The organism is Rhodococcus sp. 14-2483-1-2 (assembly GCF_002259405.1).
Lineage (GTDB): Bacteria > Actinomycetota > Actinomycetes > Mycobacteriales > Mycobacteriaceae > Rhodococcoides.
Map to the genome: position 1 here is coordinate 194,568 of NZ_NPFW01000014.1, position 18,038 is coordinate 212,605.

Consider the following 18,038-nt stretch of genomic DNA (forward strand, 5'->3'; position numbering starts at 1 on the left):
GTCAGCCGAGCTTTCTCGCCGAAGGCTGGTGCTGGGTGATGCAGTGGATCCCGCCGCCTCGCTCGAACAGTGGCCTCGCGTCCACGGTCACCACCTCTCGGCCCGGGTACGCGTCGCGCAGGATCGCTGCCGCGTCGGCGTCGGACGGGTCGTCGTAACTGCAGGCGATCACGCCGCCGTTGACGACCAGATGATTGATGTAGCTGTAGTCGACGAAGCCGTCGGTATCACGCAGTGTCCGCGGAGCCGGCACCTCGACGATGTTCCAGTTCTCACCCGATCCGTCGTGGGTGGCACGCAAGGTGTCGACGATCAGTGAACTGACCTCGTAGTCGGGGTGAGCCCGGTCGTGTTGCCGATGCACCAGCACTGTTCCCGGCGACGGAATGGCCGCGACGATGTCGACGTGTCCGCGGGTACCGAAACGCATGGAATCGCGCGTCAGTCCGCGCGGCAGCCAGATGACGTGCTGCGCACCGATGGTTCGTGCCAGTTCCGCTTCGATGTCGGCTTCCGACAGTCCGGGGTTGCGGCCAGGGTCGAGCTGCACGGTCTCGGTCACCAATACCGTGCCCGTGCCGTCGACCGCGATGCCGCCGCCCTCGTTCACTATCGGCGACGTGATGCGCTGCACTGCAGCCTGATTCGCGACGAATTCGCCGATACGGCTGTCCTTGTCCCACTGCGCCCAGTCCTGTGCACCCCAGCCGTTGAAGATCCAATCGATGGCGGCGACCGAACCGTCTTGTGCATGAACGAATGTCGGACCGATATCGCGCATCCAGGCGTCGTTCAGCGGTGCTTCGACGATGTCGATGTCGCGCGAGAGGTAGGTCGATGCCGCGGCGCGTTCGGCGGGGTCGACGACGACGGTCACCGGCTCGAACGCGGCAACAGCGTGCGCCACGGCCGCCCACGTGGAGCGGGCCTCGTGCTTCGCCTCCGGGTCGTCTCCGAGGGAGTACCCCTCGCACGGGAACGCCATCCACACCTTGTCCTGCGGAGCGGTCTCGGACGGCATGGTGAACGTCGTTGCAGTGGTTGTCATTTGATCACCGGAGTCGCGGGGTGTCCGTCACCGTACGGGGCGTCGGTGTTCACCGGCTCGGTGAGGCGGCCGTACGTGTCGGGTCTGCGTGTCAACAGGAACGGAAAGAGCTCCAACCATTCTCGACGCTGATCGAGGTCGAGATCCGCGACGAGGACGGCCGATTCGTCTCTGGGTGCCTGAACCAGGATGCGGCCGAACGGATCGGAGATGAACGACGAGCCGTAGAAGGTGATCTCGCCTTCGTCGCCGCAGCGATTGGGCACCACCATGAACAGGCCGCTCGAGATGCCGTGGCCGACGATGACGTGTTGCCACAGCGGTTGGGTGTCGAAGGCAGGGAACGACGGCTCGGACCCGATGGCCGTCGGATACGCGAGAATCTCTGCGCCGCCCAGCGCGTAACTGCGCGCGACCTCGGGGAACCACTCGTCCCAGCAGGTGGGCAGGCCTACTCGGGCACCGTCGAGTTCGGCCGGGGAGTACACGGGATACGGGTCCTCGGCCGGTCCGGCCCTGAAGTAGGTGTCCTCGTAATAGCCGGCCGAGATGGGGATGTGCAGCTTTCTTGTTCTCGCCAGCAGTTCGCCTGTCGGTGAGACCATGATGGCGGTGTTGTACCCCAATCCGTCTGCTGCCTCGGACTTCTCGTACAGCGAGGCATGGACCACGATGCCGTTCGCGGTTGCGGCCTCGGCGGCGAGCGTGAACGTGGGCCCGGTCAGCAACTCCTCGGCTTCGCTACCGGGGTTGGCTCCGGCCCGGGTGTCGGCGGGGTAGCGCAACAGGGTGATCTCGGGCAGGAAGACGACCTTCGCCCCGAGGTCCGCGGCTGTGGAGATGGCCGCGAGCAGTTCGGCTTTCAGTGCCGCGGCATCGGGGTTCCAGCGATGCTGCACCAGTCCGACGCGGAGCGGCGCGCGATCGGTCGGGGTGGTGCGGGTCAGGGCCTCGGGGGCGGTGAGATTGGTGAGTGTCAGCATGCTGATCTCCTGTTAAAACGAATGTGATTCGTTAAGTATCGTGGATGTCTGCCTCGAACGCAACAGATACGGGAGAAATGCTGTGGGACGACCGTCGGCACCCCTGCTCGACCTCGATCGCATCACGACGGCGGCCTTGACTCTCGTCGAAGAGTCGGGTGGATTCACCATGCCTCAGCTGGCCAAGAAGCTGAAGGTGAGTCCGTCCTCGCTCTACAACCACGTGTCCGGACGCGACGAGATCGTCGAGTTGCTGCGGGGGCGGGCGATGTCCGAGGTGGAGATGCCGGAGGTCGGTGTGCCGTGGCGTGAGGCGCTCGCCTGGATCGCGCGCGGCTACCGAAACAGCTATGGACGCTACCCGCGGCTGATTCCACTGCTGACGGCTCAGGCCGTGAACAGCAGTGCTGCGTTCGGGATGTACAACACGCTGGCGCGGGTGCTGACAGACGCCGGCTTCGCACCCGCAGACGTGCTCCGCATCATCACTGTGCTCGACAGTTACGTGTTGGGTTCGGCGTTGGATCTGGCCGCTCCCGAGGCACCGTGGCTCAGCAGCCGCGACGTGGAACCGGAACTGAGAGCCGCACTGGACACCGCTGGAGATCTGCGCGAGCGATCCGAGGATGCCTTCGAGTACGGGCTTCGAGCGCTGCTGGCCGGATTCGATCCCGGGCACCCGGACATGCTCGACGGCTGACTCTCTGGAAGTAACTGCAGCTCAGCTGGATTCAGCTGGATTCAGCTGTCGTACTCGAGTGCGTCCATCTTCTTCGCAACTGCAGTCATGTGCGCGGGCTAGCCTGAAGCTGTGAGCTCTTTTCTGGCCGAAGCTGGTTTCAGTGAGTGCGTGAACGCTGGCGTCTGCGACGCTGGATTTGACGCATTCTTCGTGAAGATGGGTATCGGTTTGCTTCTGGTGTTGCTGTGTTCGGTCTTGCTGCCTATGTGTCTGCTGCTGCCGGGCCCCCTCTGAACGCGCGGCGTACGGCGATTTCGATTCTGGCAGCTTGGCTTTTGCCGATCATCGGTTCGGCGTTCTTCTACTACAGAGAGGATGCTCGTCAGCACAACTGGCCTTAGTCGGGAACGAGCAGCAGAGGTCGCCGGTGGTGGTGCGCGGTGCGGGGGAGCTCGAGTGCTTCAATCTTGTTCGCAACTCCGTGGGCGTTCGTGTCGGTCGCAAGCCGAGTGTGGCGGGGTGGTTCTGCAATGCTGGATTGATGGCGACTACGTACCGGGACTACCTGTGGTTCAGAGACGAAGAATTCGGCGGATGGCGATCCAACGGACATGTCGTGAGCTTGATCCGTGATGCCACCGCCGTCGGTGTTCTGGATGCATTGGGCGCCGTCGGTAGGCGGCGCACCGGTGTGGGCTATGCCGGCTTCAATCAACGGTCGATGGAGTTCGAGAGGCTGGGGCTGGTCCGACCGGACTCGAGCGCGGATCAGACCGTGCAGACCGTGGGCGTTGCCGACATCGGGAAGGGGCGGGTGCTGTTGATCCAGCAGAACAGTGACTACCTCGGCGTCGATGACAAGCTTTTCGGCCCCGTGACCAAGCACCACGAGGTGGTCAGCCATTTCAGCAACGTCAACGCCCTCTCGCGGTTCATGTGGTGGCGTGATGGGCAGCGCAAGGTCTCGTTCGAGCCGATGATCCCCACGGGGGACCTCGAGCGCGCTCAGGCCGCCTCACCCGCCGAAGCTGCGACCGTGTTGGCACTGATCACCGAAGTCGGTGGCATCGATCTCGACGACTATCACGGAACCAGGACCGAGTTCTTCCACATCGAGGGATCCTTTGCCCTCGCTGAACGACTCACCGGGGTCGAAGTGAGCAAAGAACTACTCCGGTCCGCCGTGTTCACCGTCGCAATGGTGCCTACCACCGCCGAACCGGAGGACCCACACGCTCACGAACTGCCCCCACGAACCCCGCTCCTCGGGAACCATGCAACCTGGGGTGAGGTACATCAGCTCTACCGATCCACGGCCGAAGCGACTGTTCACGCAACGATGGTGCTCTCCGAAACCCAAGGCCGTGCCAAGGAACGCCACGAAGTCGAGTTCTGGTACTCGCCCTTCGACGGCACACGCCAAATCGACGCCCACGGACTGCTATCGGTCGTCAGCCACGTCGACCACTGGCACCGCGGCCCCTTCAACCCCATCACCTGGCCCGAGGGCCTCCTGGCCATACACCGTCGCTGGGAGCCGGAGACACCATTTCACGTCGTCATCGACCCCACCAGTCAGGCGACGCCCACCGAGGTCAGCGGCAAACGAGCGTGGGAGTTCGTTTTCCCGCCCGGGTTCTGGGGCGGGCCACTCACGGTCGCTTTCGACGCCCGCACCGGCGTCCCTCTACGCGCTGAAAGCACCTATCGCACCGAAGAACTCAGCAATGTGGTGCTCGACGAATCATTCAGCAACGACCTGTTCGTTGTTCCCGACTGACACAACGACCACCCGCACAACGGAAGTCGCCACCGCTGGTTGGATTGGTCGCTCCCGCGCAACATCCGAGTAGACGTGCGTTCCGTCCGGGCTGCCGAAGCCATACCGGAGCAGTCGACCCATCCCCGCAGGCGAGGGTGGAAAGAAGATAACGGGGCCGCCCGCGTTCCGAATCAGGAAGTGCCGAGCAGTTGCATACTCCGGCAGTTCGAGACGCTGGCACACTGCATTCGGAGGGCTGCGTCGGGCAGGTTTATCTTGACCTTGACGCAGCGTCAATGCCGATCATCGAGTCATGAATCGCATCCGTCTTGCTGTCCCGCTGTACATCGGTGGCGCTTCGTTGTCGCTGTTCGGCAACTCGGCCATCACGATCGTCCTGCCCTGGTTGGTGCTGGCCACGACCGGAAGCCTGTCGTCGGCAGGCCTGATCGCTGCGGCCGCGGGCATAGCTGCGGTACCGGCAACGTTCGCCGGTGGTCGGCTGGTCGACCGATTCGGGGCACGCAACGTGGCCGTCGTCTCCGATCTCGGCAGCGCCACAGCGGTACTCGGCCTGATCGTGGTGAGTTCGACGGTGGGGTTGTCGGTGCCGTGGTTCGTGGTGCTGGGAGTTGCGGGCGCTGTCTTCGACGTTCCGGGGATGACGGCTCGTCAGGCGATGCTCGCCGACGTCGCGTCGATCTCGGGAACGTCGGTCACGACGGTGGCCGGGTTCTTTCAGACGGGATTCTCGCTGGCGTTCCTGGCCGGACCGGCTCTGGCGGGCCTGCTGTTGAGCGTGCTGGATCCGATCGACGTCGTTGCCGTCACCGCCGCCTCGTCGGCGGCCGCTGCGGTGCTGACTGCGTTGGTTCCGGTCATGGGGCAGGCGTTCACGACCGGTACGGCCGGCTCCGGGAGTGCGCTGGACCTGATCCGTGCCACGCCCGCGTTGCGAGCGATGCTGATTTTCGCATTCCTCGCGAGCCTGGTGACCCCGCCGATGATCGGTCTGCTGCTGCCCGGCCACTTCAACGCGATCGGCGAACCCGGGCAGCTGGGTTTGGCGATGTCGGCGTTCGCAGTCGGTGCTCTGGCGGGATCGGCCCTGTTCGTCGTGTTGGCCGCCAGATCACGACGGGCCACATTCGTGACGGGAATGGCAGCGATGACGGCCGGTATCTGGCTGTTCGCGCAGCTGCACGGGTTCTGGATCGTCGCGGCGGGGATGCTCGTGATGGGTCTCGGATCCGGGCTGTTCGGTCCGATCTGGAACGTCTACGTGGCCGAACAGGTCCCCGCAGACGTCCGGGGTCGTGTCCTCGGCTGGCTGAACATGGGCGGGCTCGTGGCCGGTCCGATGGGGTTGGGGCTGATGTCGGTGGTGCTCGTCGGCGGAGATCTCGGTCTCGGAGCCGTCGTCATGGGAGTCGGTTGGACAGCTGTCGCCGCCTACGCACTTCTGAGTCCGGGTGCGCGCGAGCTGACCGAACCGCCGCCGCACTCTGCCCGGGTGGACGGTTGATCGGCCAGAATGGTCGCCATGCTGCGCATCGGTGAGCTGGCAACCTACGTGGGAGTGACGACCCGAACCGTGCGGTTCTACCACCAGCAGGGCCTGTTGGACGAGCCGCAGCGCAACACAACGGGCTACCGCCTCTACGACGGGGAGGCCGTCCTGCGGCTCTCACGCGTCGTCGCTCTTGCCTCGGCCGGTGTGCCGTTGGCCCGCGTCCACGAGCTACTCGACGCCTCGCAGGAATAACTCGACCTCGCCTTGGCCGAGATCGACGCGGACCTGAGCGAGAGGATCGAACGTCTGGAGAAGGATCGCGACAGACTCAGGCGCTTGCGTGCCGGTGACGCGCTGGTCCTTCCCGATGTGATCGTCGGCCTGATCGAGCACCTGCGCGAAGCGGACATCGACTCCGAGGTCGTCGATCACTATCGCGATGCCTGGGTGCTGACGTATGCCGTCTACCGGTCCAGGCTCGATCCCTGGCTGGAGGAGTTCGGCGGCGTCATGCTTATGGACCCGGGCTATCTGGCACTCATGGTGCGTTCCTTTCGAGCTGCCGAGCTCGAACCCGAGGACCCACAGATCCAGCAGCTCGCGGACGACACGGTCGAGTGGATGGTGAACGCCTGGGACAGTGACGCCCTCGAAAGATCGTTCGAGCGAGGTCTCGACGACCCGACAGCCAACTCGCTGCTCGCGGCACAGTGGGCCGACCGGCCCGCCTGGGTGCGCGTCACCGAGCTGATCGTGCAAGGTCTGCAGGAGCGCGGCATCGAGCACTCCCGTCCCTGACGATCGCCAGGGGGATCGTCAGTCCTCGACGATCAGCGACGGAGTATCACGGCGGAGAATGTCGCCCTTGAAGAACTCCGGCTTGCGCAGTGCTACCACCGCCATGATGACCATGCCGAGAACGATGATGCCGACGCCGATGAGGAACACCATGCCGATACCGAACAACGAGGAGCCGCTGCCGAATTCGGGATCCCAGGCATCGACCGAGGTCTGCACGAACACCACGGCCATGCCGACGCCACCGAGTAGCGGGGCGAGGAATTTGAAGAAGAAGTTGCGGGTGCTGGTGAACAACTCTTCACGGAAATACCAGACACAGGCGAATGCAGTGATGCCGTAGTAGAAGCAGATCATCAGGCCGAGCGCGGCGATCGTGTCGGTGAGAACGTTGTCGCTCACCACGCGCATCACGGCGTAGAAGCCGGCCGATGCCCCGCCTGCAACGAGCGTCGCGAAGCCCGGTGTGCTGAATCGCGGTGTGATGGAGGCGAACCGCTTCGGTAGGGCCTGGTAGTGACCCATCGCGAGCAACGTGCGGGCCGGCGAGATGAACGTGGCCTGCAGTGAACTGGCGGAGCTGCTCAACACGGCCAGGGACAGCAGGATCGCGAACGGACCCATCACCGGCCCGGCGAGGGCGGCGAACACGTTGTCGGTGGTGTCGGGATTCTGCAGTCCGTTTCCGGTGTCGCCGGTGCCGGCGAAGAGCAGGGTGGCCACTGCGGTGAGCAAGTACAGAACGATGATGAAGAACACCGTGACCAGCGCTGCGCGGCCGGGAATCTTTGCGCTGCCCGAGGTTTCCTCGTTGACCGTCAGGCAGACGTCCCAACCCCAGTACATGAAGATCGACAGGGACAGGCCCGCGGTGAACGCGGAAAAGCTCGGGATGCCGAACGGGTCGAACCAGTCCAGGCTGAAGGAGATGTCCTCGGCCCCGTCGCCCGCACCGACCTTGACGAACGCGGCCACGATGAACCACGCCATCACCAGCAGCTGGAAGCCGAGCATCGTGTACTGGACACGCTTGGTCTCCTGCATTCCGCGGTAGCAGAGCCACGCCGCCAACGCCATGAACACCAGGCACGTGACGATGTTGACGAGCTTGTTCCCGGTCAGGTCGGCCAAGGAGTCGTTGCTGGTGACCTGGGCGAGAAAGAGATAGAAGAAGTCGACGGCCACTCCGGCAAGGTTCGAGAGCACGATGATTGTTGCCGCGATCAGGCCCCACCCGCCCATCCAGCCGACGTACGGTCCGAAGGCCTTCGACGCCCACGTGAACGACGTTCCGCTGTCGGGTTCGGCTGCGTTGAGCTCTCGATAGCCCAACGCCACCAACAACATCGGGATGAAGCCGACGATGAAGATCGCGGGCAGATGGACCCCGACCTCGGTGACCGTCGGCCCGAGCGACGCGGTGAGCGCGTACGCGGGTGCAATGGTCGAGATGCCCAGCACCACACTTGCGAGCAACCCGAGCTGGCCGGCGGACAGGCCCTTGGACTCGACGTCCACTACCTTGTGCTCATTCATCGCCGGCCTCTCTCGGAACAACGATCATCGGAACGGGAACGACCCGAAGCATCTTGGCGGCAACCGATCCCAGGAAGAGACGGTGAGGCTGGGCGAGTCGAGACGACCCCACCATCAACACATCGCCGTCGTGCCAGTCGAGCGAAGAAGCGGCCTTCTCGATGCCGGAGCCCTCCGCCACCTTCAACTGCACGTCCGATCCCGCGGGCAATTCCGCTTGCACCGTGCGCAGCACCTCCTCGGCCTTGGCGAGACCGCCCTGTCCCTGCGCCGATTGCTCGTCCGCGGAAACGAGGGAGAGCAGGCGCAACGGCAACTCTGCGGTGACGGACAGGTCGGTGGCTGCCTCGATCAGTTCTGCTGCCCCCGGCCTGTTTCCGATGGCGCAGGTGATCTCCCTGATGCGCTGCGGCGGAGAATGCCGATACCCCCGCGGAGCCAGCGCGAGCGGGACATGCGCCACGTGCAGCAGATCGCTGGTGACGGTACCGATCGAATGGCGTCCGAGCAGACCGTCGCCGGCCGCACCGACGACGATCATGTACGCATCGGACTCGTCGTCGCCCTCGGTCGTTCCGCAGGCTCCACTCCTGGCCGCGTCGAGCAGACCCTGCGCGAAGGACTCGTCGAACAACAGGTGTGCGCGTGCCTGCACATCCTCGGGTACCAGCGTGAGTGCCTCGTCGAGCCAGCCGGTGGCCCGATCGATCAGTATGTCGTCGTACGCGGCCTCGACCGGCGCCTTGGACGGCACCGGACGCTCCTGCGGCAGCACCAGGCAGATGTCCAGCGATGCCTGCAGCGAACGCGCGAGCGTTGCGCCCAGGGCGATTCCGTCCGCTCCACTCGGTGTTGCCTGGTACCCCACGATCAGACGCATGGGCGGACCTTCCCTGAGGTTGGGCGAGCTAATGACAGGTGCTACCGGGATCGGTGTGGCACGACTTCGCCTCCGACGGTGCGACGTCGAGCGAGGGATTGCGATCGAAGAACCCGAACGGCTTGAGCCAGAACGAGACCGTGTCCGCGGGCATCACCGGCCAGTCCTCCGGCCGAGTGATGTGGTGGATGCCGAAGGTGTACCAGACGACGACATCGGTGTTCTCGATGCTGCGATCCTTTTCGGTCCACTCCGGAAGCCCGTGGTCGACGCCGCTCTGGTTGACGAACTCGCCGCTGGGCCAACGCTCGTCGGGTGAGTTCGGGGTGACCCAGACGGTGTGCCCGATCACCTGGGCGCGCTGGAAGATCGGCGACGCGGGATCGAACATCGACGGGATCGCCGCTCCCGGAACCAACTTGTACGCGGGCCGGGTGCCGAGGCCGTTGGTGACGTTGTCGTTGACGACCTTCCACGCCTTCTGGGTGTTCCAGTCGTAATCCTGCTTACCTTCGGACTCGGTGGTCAGAGGAGTATTGACCTGAGTCAGCGCGAGGCCGTAGGGATTGTCCGGGCCCATCGGAACGCGTTGCGTCTCACTTGCATAGACGGTGTTCTGGGTGCCGTCGACATCCAGATCGAGCCGGGCGACCAAGAAGTGCTGGTGATAGGGCGCGTAGGTGCGGTTGTCGACCAGCGTGCCCGACGGGTGCGTGCCGCCTTCGTCGAAGTGGGTGACCACCATGATGCCCGTCGCGCGAACCTCGCACTCGATGTTGCCGTCCTGATAGAACCGCCAGTAGACGAGGTACTCGTAGTTGGCGACCGTGGCATGGAAGCTGACCGTGAGGCGACGCATCCGTCGGACTTCGGCCCCGGCGTCGTGATCGACGTGCTTCCACAGCACGGCGTTGTCTTCCTCGTGGATGCAGATCGCGTTGGTGATCGTGTACGGCTCACCCTTGCTGTTGTGCAGCACCGCGTCGAGGTAGCGGATCTCGCCGAGGCAGTCGCACCCGAGCTCGAGCGACGTGGTCATGAAACCGAGACCCCACTCGCCGATGTCGAACGCGGTGCGTCGATAGTGATCCTCGGTGTGATCGCGATAGGGAACGACCATCTCCGCGAACGACATTCGATTGGCGACGGACCGCACGTTCCCGTTGTCGTTGTAGCTGACGGCATGCAGCGTCATGCCCTCGCGATAGTTGAATCCCACCCGCAGCGACCAGTTCTGCCACGTCAACTTGTTGCCGTCGAGGTCGAACGAGGGCCCGTCGGATTGAGTGATCTCGAGGCTCTTCAAGGGCGGGCGTGTGCTGGCGTTCCTGATTCGCTCCGGGATATGGCGAGGGACGTACTCGCCCATGATCTCCGGCCGCTCGACGCGATACGTGTCCTCGATCTCGAGCAATTCCATCGTGTTCACGTCGATCACGCAGTGGAATCCGCCCACCGGTCCGGCGTAGGGATTGGCACCCTCCGCAGCCTTGACCCACGTGTCGGACCAGCCGAGGCGTCGACCCTTGTACTTCTCGGGTGTCACCGCCTCGCCGTAGGTCCAGGTGTCCATGAACACCAGATCCAGATCGGTGATACCTCGATCGGCAAGGGCAGCAATCACATCGGGGTGGGCACGCAAGGCCGCATCGGCCTCCTCCCACTCGTCGACGGTGAAGTTGGGTTGCACGTCCGGGATGTTCGTCCACGATTCGGTGGTGCGATCGTCCAGTGACACGACGGCCTTGAAGGTGCTGTTCTCGGCGCGGTTCAACACCACCGAAACTGCTCGGCGGGCAGGTACGGTGCCGGCCTCGTCGAACGCGGCGATCTCGGGCTTGGACGGTTCGATCATCTCGATGGAGGCATAGCGCCAGCCGTCGCCGACGCCGTGATCGCGGCCGAGAACCTCGGCCACGGTGGCGAATTCGGCGCTGGACAGGGGATCGAGTGGGTGGAAGGTGCTCTGCGGTGAGGTCATGCGATGGTCTCCGTCGAGCTCATGACGTGCTTGATGCGGGTGTAGTCCTCGACGCCGTACGCCGAGAGGTCCTTGCCGTAACCGGAGTACTTGAATCCTCCGTGCGGCATTTCCGCGACCAACGGGATATGGCAGTTGACCCAGACGGCACCGAAGTCCAGAGCCGCCGAGATACGCAGTGTGCGAGCATGATCGGAGGTCCAGACGCTCGACGCGAGACCGAAGTCGACGTCGTTGGCCAGTGCGATCGCCTCGGCCTCGTCGGTGAACTTCTGCACCGTGAGCACTGGGCCGAATGTCTCTTCCTGCACGATGGGGTCGGACTGCTGCACGCCCGTGATGATGGTGGGCTCGAAGAAGAAACCCTTGTCGCCGATGCGCTTGCCGCCGGTGACGATCGTGGCATGCGCGCCGATGCCGTCGACCTTGGCGCTCACCTGACCGAAGTGATTGATGTTGTTCAGTGGGCCCAGGAAGGTATCGGGGTCGTCGGGGAGGCCGACCTTCAGTGTCTTCGCTTTGGCGACAAGCGCTTCGACGAGAGTGTCGTGCACGGACTCGTGGACCAGGACGCGGGTGACGGCCGTGCAGTCCTGGCCGGCATTGAAGAACGCGGCCTCGGCGATACCGTCTGCAGCCTTGCTGATGTCGACGTCGTCGAACACGATTGCCGGAGCCTTGCCGCCGAGTTCCAGATGCGCGCGCTTGAGCTGCTTGGCGGCGGCCACGGCCACTGCGATGCCGGCGCGGACGGAACCGGTGATCGACACCAGGCCGGGAGTCTTGTGCTCGACGATCGCGGCACCGGTGCCGCCGTTGCCGAGGACGATGTTGAGCACGCCGTCCGGAACGATGCCCTTGGACAGCTTCGCGAGCACCAACGTGCTCTCGGGAGTGGTGTCACTGGGCTTGAGGACGATGGTGTTGCCGGCGGCCAGCGCGGGACCGATCTTCCAGATCGCCATCATGAACGGGTAGTTCCACGGGGTCACCTGGCCGACGACACCGATCGGTTCGCGTCGAACATAGGAGGTGAAGCCGTCCATGTACTCGCTGGCCGACTTGCCCTCGAGCATCCGGGCCGCGCCGGCGAAGAAGCGAATCTGATCTGCGCCGACGGTGACTTCCTCGGCGGCGATGGTGGCCTTGGGCTGGCCGGTGTTGCGGCTCTGCGCTTCGACGATCTCGTCGCTGTGCGCCTCGATGGCGTCGGCGAGCTTCAGCAACACCTTCTGCCGTTCGCCCGGCGTCGTCTTGCCCCAGGTCTCGAATGCGCTGGCAGCGGCCGACATCGCGGCCTCTACATCGGCGGCGTCGGAAATGGGGGAGTGGGCGACGATCGACTCGTCCACCGGGCTGATCACATCGAGCATCTCGGTGCCCGAGGGCGTCACGAATGCCCCGTCGATGTAGTTCTGCAGGACAGGCACCGTCATCACTGAACCCCTAGCGTCGACTGTTTCGGTTCTGCAAAGCCTGCACCTACGGACGAGACTTCGCCACCCGACAAGATGTCCAATGCGTTGCCTCGAATCAGGACGGAATGTCGGTCTCTTGGGCCAGGGCCCTGACGCCCGCGATGAAGGTGTCGAGACCGAGCTTCTCGAACGCCGGACGCGAGGTGGGATCGCCGAGATGTTCGGCCGACGCGAGGATGTTCGGGAACTCGTCGGAATCGAGCGACTCCATCGTGGACGCCACCTCCCGCTCGACGTGTGCCCGACGCTCCGGCTCGACCTCTACACCGGTGAACAGTGGCTCGGTGATGAGTGAAATGGCGACCCGGACGCCGTGACGGGCCAGCTGGGTGGCGTCGGGAAGGGAGAAACCGGCCTCGCCGAGGACCCTCAACACCAACTCCATCGCCTCTCTACTGTTGGGTGAGAACAGCATTCGAGGAACCACGATGTCGGCTGCGCCCGGGTGGGCGCGTAAGGCGCGTATGAAATCCTCGAGCACGGTCCGTAACTGCTCCCACCACGGTGCCGCGGGATCCACGGTGATCTCGAGGTCCTGGCACACGCGGTCACCCATGGCATCGAGTAGCTCGTCCTTGTTCTTCACATGCCAGTAGATCGCCATGGGGGAGACGCCCAGTTGGGTGGCGATCTTGCGGATGGTGAGCGAGTCCAGTCCGCGACGGTATGCGACGTCCAACGCGGCGTCGACGACGGCTGTCCTGGTCAAGCGTGGCATCGGCAGAACTATACAGGTGTACGAGTCGGTGCTAGCGTGACTTGTACTTAGTACGAGAAAGGGGTGGAAGATGGACGACGTCATCCTCGTCGGCGGCGGAATCATGAGCGCGACACTGGGAACGCTGTTGCAAAGACTGGAACCGACCTGGTCGATCCGAGTGCTCGAGCGATTGCCTCGAGTGGCCGCGGAAGCATCCGACGGATGGAACAATGCCGGCACCGGGCATGCCGGTCTGTGCGAGACCAACTACACGACACTGCGATCCGACGGAACCGTCGACGTCGATCGAGCCGTGGGCATCGCCGAGCAGTTCGCGACCACCCGTCGCTTCTGGTCGACACTGCCCCAGGTGGACTTCGTGCGCCCGGTGCCGCACATGACGCTCGTACGAGGTGCAGAGAACGTCGAGTTTCTGCGCGCACGGCATCGTGCAATGAGTGCTCACCCACTGTTCGAGGCCATGCAATACACCGAAGACGCTGCGGTGCTGCAGCAATGGGCACCGCTCGTGGCAGAGGGCAGGACGGGGCGGTGGGCGGCGACCCGCGATGCGACGGGTACCGACGTCGACTTCGGCGCAGCGACGCGGCAGCTGTTCGACGCCATGGCGGTCGCAGGCGCGAGCGTCGAGACCGGCCGTGAAGTGCGTGGATTGCGCCAGAACAGAGATGGGTCCTGGCGACTCGACGTGCGGGGCGGTCGGCGGGTGGAGCGTGCTCGCTTCGTCTTCGTCGGAGCCGGTGGATGGGCTCTGAAGTTGCTGCGCCGAGCGGGAATTCCCGAGGCGCGAGGCTACGGACTGTTGCCGATCAGCGGACAGTTCCTACGCTGTGATCGGCCCGAACTGGTGGATCGGCACGATGCCAAGGTCTACGGGACACCGCCCATCGGAGCTCCGCCGATGTCGGTGCCGCACCTGGACACTCGAATCGTCGACGGGCGGCGATCGGTCCTGTTCGGACCGTACGCAGGGGCGAACCCGAAGTTTCTGAAACACGGATCCCTGATGGACCTGCCGCGCTCGATCGAGGCGGACAACATCGGCTCGCTGCTGTCGATGGCCCGTCGCAACACTCCGTTGATCGGGTTGCTGCTCTCCGAGTTGACCGCGACGCGGAGCAGGAAGATCGCCGCGCTGCGTGAGTTTCTGCCGCGCGCCGACTCCGCGGACTGGTCTATCGCCCGCGCCGGTCAGCGCGCTCAGATCGTGAAAAACGGTGCACTGCAGTTCGGCACCGAAGTGGTTGCCTCGCAGGACGGTACGATAGCGGCCGTGCTCGGCGCGTCGCCCGGTGCGTCCACTGCCGTACCCATCCTGATCGAGCTGTTGAATCGGTGCTTCCCGGAACGGCAGTGGGACTCCCACCTGAACGAGCTGCTCACCGGCTAGCCTGTGGCGGTGGGAGACACAGAGGTGGGGTACCGACAGATCGCCGACGACACCTGGGCCTTCATGCGGCCGCCCGGCAGTTGGGGACAGACCAACACCGGACTGATCGTGAGCCCGGGTTCCGCGTCGATGCTGATCGACACCGTGTGGGATGTGAACTGGGCGCAGCGGGTCGCCGTCGACACCGCCGAACTGGTTGTAGATGCGCCGATCACCGAAGTACTCAACACCCACTCCGACGGTGATCACTGGTGGGGAAACGACACCGTCCCCGCCACTGCGCGCATCACCACCAGCGCCGCGTCTCTGCATGCCATGAAAGAGGAGACACCACCGAAAGGGGTTGACGCGTTCGCCTCTCTCGGTGCGAAGATCGGTTGGGTGCCGGGACCGGTCGGGGCAATGGGCTCCTACATGAACCGGGTCCGCGGCGACGCCACCTTCCCCGGGGCTCTGCCGCGGCTGCCCGATCACACCTTCGAGACCACCGACACCATCGATGTGGCAGGAAGATCCGTCCATCTGCGCTACCTGGGCCCGGCGCACACCGAGGGTGATCTCATCGCCCATCTACCCGACGTCGGAGTCGTGTTCGCCGGCGACCTGCTGTTCATCGACGCGACCCCGGTGCTCTGGCACGGTCCGCTGCAGAACTGGATCGACGCCCTCGACCATCTCCTCGAGCTCGACGCCGCCGTCTACGTCCCCGGCCACGGACCCCTGTGCGGCACCGACGAGATCCGCGCCGTCCGCAACTACTGGACCTGGGTGTCCGAGGCCGGACGCAACTGCTTCGACGCCGGACTCGACTCAACCGAGGCCGCCCGAAACCTGCTGAAATCGAACGAATTCCGGCAATACGCACACTGGGACTCACCGGAACGACTCATCCTGAGCATGAGCACCCTCTACCGCCTGTGGCGCGGCGAGAAACCTGCGCCACCCACGCTGACGCGTCGAGCACGGGCGTTCGCGGACGCGGGACGGTTCCTGCGAGAGCAGTAGGTGTGCTCACCGCGAGTGCAGCTCCGGCGAACCGAACTGCTGTGTCAACGATGCCCCGTGTGCGAACAGGTCGGAAAGATCTAATCTATCCGCGGCGGGTTCGAGCACAATGGTGGTGGCTCCTGCGTCGATCCACCGTCGGATATTGCTCGGGGCCGCATCGGACTCGGAACCGAAGGACACGTAGACGACTACGTCGTGATCGGGCCCGCCGTCGATGTGCCCGATGGCTGTTCGCACCTGATCCGGTGACGTCTCGCTGGTGAGGATGGTCCCCGTGCTGTGACGGCCGCTCAGGGCGAGAGTCTTCGGCCCCGTCGCACCGACGAGCAGCGGCGGCGGTTGCAGCGGAGGCCAATTCAGCTGCACGTTGTCGAGTGAGATGTACCGACCCTGCACGGTGACGCTCTCGCCCGCCAACAGTGCGGTGAGCGCTGTCATCTGCTCGCTCAGCAACGTCAGGGGCGACTGCACTCGCGCCCCGATCTGGCCCATCCACGACTGCACACCGTGTCCGAGCCCCACGCGGAGCCGTCCCGGGGAGACTCGGGCGATGGTAGCGATCTCCATGGCTGTGGCTGCCACGTTCCGCATCGGAGTGGGTAGCACCCCGATGCCGACGTTCACGCGTTCGGTGCTCGCGAGAACCAGTGCAGCAGTGGACACTCCACCGGAATAGAAGCAGTCCTCCCACAACCACACCTCGTCGACGCCCGCGCGGTCGGCCGCACGTGCCGCCTCGACGAGATCCTCCGGCGCAAGTTCGGGTCGGATTACGACGCCGATTCGAGTCATGGCACTCTTCCTTTCTTCTCAGCGAACGAGATACGGGGACACCGAACTTCGGTGCTCATCGATATCGAGGTCCTTGCCCAGTGGCGGAAACGCACGTTGCGGGCAGTTCGAACGCTCGCACACCCGGCAGCCAGCTCCGATGGGCGTCGCCGCCGCCGAACCCTGCACATCCAGACCGTCGGCGTACACCAGCCGTCCGGCGTGGCGCAGTTCGCAACCGAGGCCGATGGCAAAGGTCTTGCCGGGCTGGCCGTATCGAGCGGCGCGTCGCTCCACAGTGCGCGCGATCCACAAATAGCTGCGGCCGTCGGGCATCTCGGCGATCTGCGTCATGATCTTGCCCGGGTAGGCGAACGTTTCGTACACGTTCCACAGCGGGCACGTGCCACCGCTGGACGAGAAGTGAAAACCTGTGGCGGACTGACGCTTCGACATGTTCCCGGCGCGATCGACCCGCACGAACGAGAACGGCACACCCCGTAGCTCGGGTCTCTGCAAGGTGGAGAGTCGATGGCAGATGGTCTCGTAGCTGACCGAGAAGAACGCCGAGAGCCGCTCGATGTCGTACCGGAAATCCTCGGCCACGTCGTGGAACTGGTGGTACGGCAACACCGTCGCGGCTGCGAAGTAGTTCGCGAATCCGAGCACGGCCAGCTTCTTCGACGACTCGCTGGTGAAATTGCCCTCGTCGGCCATCCTCTTCAGCAGATCCCCGCATTCGAGATAGGCGAGTTCGGCGGCGTACTTGAACACCTTCTGCCCGCCGGAGAGATGCGGTGAGATCTCCAGTACTCGCGTCTGCGGATCGAACCGGTGCAGCACGTTCTCGCCGAGGTCGATGCGATTGACGATCTGCACGTCGTGGACCGTCCGCAATCGCTTGGCGATCTCGCCGCCGACGTCGGCGCGATGGAACCGAATTCTCGAGGTAAGAGCTTCTGCCGCAGTGTCCAATTCGTGCAGATAGTTCTGCCGCTGATAGAAGTAGTCGCGCACTTCTTCGTGCGGCTTGCTGATGGAACCACTGCCACTGCCGTCGGAGAAACGCTCCTCGGTAGCGGCCAGCAGCTGAGCCGTCGTATTGCGGTATCGGCGGTGCATGTTGACCATCGCTCGTGCCAGCTGCGGGTGCGAGCTGACCATCTGCGCGATCTCGTGCGCATCGGCGTCGATGCCCATGTCCTGATCGAGCGCCACCTCGCGGAGTTCGGCAACCAGCCTGGTGTCGTCCTCGGAGGAGAAGAACGACGTGTCGACGCCGAACACCTCGGAAATCCGCAGCAGTACCGGCACCGTCAACGGACGCACGTCGTGCTCGATCTGGTTGAGATAACTGGCCGAGATTCCCAGCTTCTGCGCCAGCGATACCTGACTCATGCTGCGTTCGCTGCGGAGCTGCCGAAGCCGCACGCCGACGAAGGTTTTGGACATATCGCCAGGCTACGCCTGCGAAGAATTGACTTAAC

17 protein-coding genes are annotated in these 18,038 nt (G+C 64.4%); 8 read left to right on the plus strand and 9 right to left on the minus strand.

Annotated elements, in window-relative coordinates; genetic code table 11:
• Position 1: 1 nt before the first annotated feature.
• Together CH295_RS14410 and CH295_RS14415 are read right to left on the minus strand one after the other, a co-directional pair.
• Complete coding sequence (locus tag CH295_RS14410; RefSeq protein WP_170945905.1) at positions 2 to 1,048, minus strand: agmatine deiminase family protein; 1,047 nt, start codon at positions 1,046 to 1,048, stop codon at positions 2 to 4.
• On the minus strand, positions 1,045 to 2,031 hold the full coding sequence (locus CH295_RS14415; protein ID WP_094741092.1) for a nitrilase-related carbon-nitrogen hydrolase: 987 nt from the start codon (positions 2,029 to 2,031) through the stop codon (positions 1,045 to 1,047). Before CH295_RS14415 ends, CH295_RS14410 begins: the two co-directional genes overlap by 4 nt.
• An 82-nt stretch (positions 2,032 to 2,113) precedes the next feature.
• Between CH295_RS14415 and CH295_RS14420 the strand changes: the two genes are divergently transcribed.
• The 6 genes from CH295_RS14420 to CH295_RS14440 all read left to right on the plus strand — a co-directional run bounded on the left by CH295_RS14420 (position 2,114) and on the right by CH295_RS14440 (position 6,786).
• Complete coding sequence (locus tag CH295_RS14420; protein WP_252342043.1) at positions 2,114 to 2,731, plus strand: TetR/AcrR family transcriptional regulator C-terminal domain-containing protein; 618 nt, start codon at positions 2,114 to 2,116, stop codon at positions 2,729 to 2,731.
• A gap of 111 nt (positions 2,732 to 2,842) precedes the next feature.
• Positions 2,843 to 3,007, plus strand: coding sequence for a hypothetical protein (locus tag CH295_RS27795; RefSeq protein ID WP_170945906.1), 165 nt, complete (start codon positions 2,843 to 2,845; stop codon positions 3,005 to 3,007).
• A 247-nt stretch (positions 3,008 to 3,254) separates the two neighbouring features.
• Positions 3,255 to 4,493: a DUF6461 domain-containing protein gene (locus CH295_RS14425; protein ID WP_094741192.1), complete on the plus strand. Its 1,239-nt coding sequence runs from the start codon at positions 3,255 to 3,257 to the stop codon at positions 4,491 to 4,493.
• Between the two features lie 295 nt (positions 4,494 to 4,788).
• A complete protein-coding gene (locus CH295_RS14430) occupies positions 4,789 to 6,000 on the plus strand; it encodes an MFS transporter (protein WP_094741093.1) in 1,212 nt (403 codons plus the stop codon).
• Positions 6,001 to 6,018: 18 nt separating this feature from the next.
• Entirely contained in the window at positions 6,019 to 6,240 is a 222-nt protein-coding gene (locus CH295_RS14435) for a MerR family transcriptional regulator (protein ID WP_170945907.1), read from the plus strand.
• A gap of 84 nt (positions 6,241 to 6,324) precedes the next feature.
• Complete coding sequence (locus tag CH295_RS14440; protein ID WP_141217025.1) at positions 6,325 to 6,786, plus strand: hypothetical protein; 462 nt, start codon at positions 6,325 to 6,327, stop codon at positions 6,784 to 6,786.
• A gap of 18 nt (positions 6,787 to 6,804) precedes the next feature.
• Here the strand turns inward: CH295_RS14440 and CH295_RS14445 are convergent, their stop codons facing one another.
• The 5 genes from CH295_RS14445 to CH295_RS14465 all read right to left on the minus strand — a co-directional run bounded on the left by CH295_RS14445 (position 6,805) and on the right by CH295_RS14465 (position 13,379).
• Positions 6,805 to 8,322 carry an APC family permease gene (locus CH295_RS14445; protein ID WP_037186847.1) on the minus strand — a complete coding sequence of 506 codons (1,518 nt, stop codon included), beginning with the start codon at positions 8,320 to 8,322 and terminating at the stop codon, positions 6,805 to 6,807.
• Positions 8,315 to 9,202 carry a universal stress protein gene (locus CH295_RS14450; RefSeq protein ID WP_037186849.1) on the minus strand — a complete coding sequence of 296 codons (888 nt, stop codon included), beginning with the start codon at positions 9,200 to 9,202 and terminating at the stop codon, positions 8,315 to 8,317. Before CH295_RS14450 ends, CH295_RS14445 begins: the two co-directional genes overlap by 8 nt.
• 28 nt (positions 9,203 to 9,230) lie before the next feature.
• Complete coding sequence (locus CH295_RS14455; protein ID WP_094741096.1) at positions 9,231 to 11,183, minus strand: primary-amine oxidase; 1,953 nt, start codon at positions 11,181 to 11,183, stop codon at positions 9,231 to 9,233.
• Positions 11,180 to 12,619, minus strand: a complete 1,440-nt coding sequence (locus tag CH295_RS14460) for a gamma-aminobutyraldehyde dehydrogenase (protein WP_094741097.1) — start codon at positions 12,617 to 12,619, stop codon at positions 11,180 to 11,182. Before CH295_RS14460 ends, CH295_RS14455 begins: the two co-directional genes overlap by 4 nt.
• A 97-nt stretch (positions 12,620 to 12,716) precedes the next feature.
• Positions 12,717 to 13,379, minus strand: a complete 663-nt coding sequence (locus tag CH295_RS14465) for a TetR family transcriptional regulator (RefSeq protein ID WP_170945908.1) — start codon at positions 13,377 to 13,379, stop codon at positions 12,717 to 12,719.
• A gap of 70 nt (positions 13,380 to 13,449) precedes the next feature.
• Between CH295_RS14465 and mqo the strand changes: the two genes are divergently transcribed.
• Together mqo and CH295_RS14475 are read left to right on the plus strand one after the other, a co-directional pair.
• Complete coding sequence (mqo, locus tag CH295_RS14470) at positions 13,450 to 14,772, plus strand: malate dehydrogenase (quinone) (RefSeq protein ID WP_094741099.1); 1,323 nt, start codon at positions 13,450 to 13,452, stop codon at positions 14,770 to 14,772.
• A gap of 9 nt (positions 14,773 to 14,781) precedes the next feature.
• The gene (locus tag CH295_RS14475; RefSeq protein WP_252342044.1) at positions 14,782 to 15,777 is read left to right on the plus strand and encodes an MBL fold metallo-hydrolase; all 996 of its coding nucleotides are present in this window, start codon (positions 14,782 to 14,784) and stop codon (positions 15,775 to 15,777) included.
• Between the two features lie 6 nt (positions 15,778 to 15,783).
• Here CH295_RS14475 and CH295_RS14480 read toward each other — a convergent pair whose 3' ends face one another.
• Complete coding sequence (locus CH295_RS14480; RefSeq protein ID WP_094741100.1) at positions 15,784 to 16,572, minus strand: LLM class flavin-dependent oxidoreductase; 789 nt, start codon at positions 16,570 to 16,572, stop codon at positions 15,784 to 15,786.
• Between the two features lie 18 nt (positions 16,573 to 16,590).
• Positions 16,591 to 18,003, minus strand: coding sequence for an acetate metabolism transcriptional regulator RamB (gene ramB / locus CH295_RS14485; RefSeq protein WP_094741101.1), 1,413 nt, complete (start codon positions 18,001 to 18,003; stop codon positions 16,591 to 16,593).
• Positions 18,004 to 18,038: the final 35 nt, after the last annotated feature.

Coding starts and splice junctions, on each gene's coding strand:
- CH295_RS14480 (WP_094741100.1), bottom strand. CDS start 16,572: ATGACTCGAATCGGCGTCGTAATCCGACCCGAACTTGCGCCGGAGGAT.
- CH295_RS14445 (WP_037186847.1), bottom strand. CDS start 8,322: ATGAATGAGCACAAGGTAGTGGACGTCGAGTCCAAGGGCCTGTCCGCC.
- CH295_RS14415 (WP_094741092.1), bottom strand. CDS start 2,031: ATGCTGACACTCACCAATCTCACCGCCCCCGAGGCCCTGACCCGCACC.
- CH295_RS14430 (WP_094741093.1), top strand. CDS start 4,789: ATGAATCGCATCCGTCTTGCTGTCCCGCTGTACATCGGTGGCGCTTCG.
- mqo (WP_094741099.1), top strand. CDS start 13,450: ATGGACGACGTCATCCTCGTCGGCGGCGGAATCATGAGCGCGACACTG.
- CH295_RS14455 (WP_094741096.1), bottom strand. CDS start 11,183: ATGACCTCACCGCAGAGCACCTTCCACCCACTCGATCCCCTGTCCAGC.
- CH295_RS14435 (WP_170945907.1), top strand. CDS start 6,019: ATGCTGCGCATCGGTGAGCTGGCAACCTACGTGGGAGTGACGACCCGA.
- CH295_RS14460 (WP_094741097.1), bottom strand. CDS start 12,619: ATGACGGTGCCTGTCCTGCAGAACTACATCGACGGGGCATTCGTGACG.
- CH295_RS14450 (WP_037186849.1), bottom strand. CDS start 9,202: ATGCGTCTGATCGTGGGGTACCAGGCAACACCGAGTGGAGCGGACGGA.
- CH295_RS14425 (WP_094741192.1), top strand. CDS start 3,255: ATGGCGACTACGTACCGGGACTACCTGTGGTTCAGAGACGAAGAATTC.
- ramB (WP_094741101.1), bottom strand. CDS start 18,003: ATGTCCAAAACCTTCGTCGGCGTGCGGCTTCGGCAGCTCCGCAGCGAA.
- CH295_RS14465 (WP_170945908.1), bottom strand. CDS start 13,379: ATGCCACGCTTGACCAGGACAGCCGTCGTCGACGCCGCGTTGGACGTC.
- CH295_RS14410 (WP_170945905.1), bottom strand. CDS start 1,048: ATGACAACCACTGCAACGACGTTCACCATGCCGTCCGAGACCGCTCCG.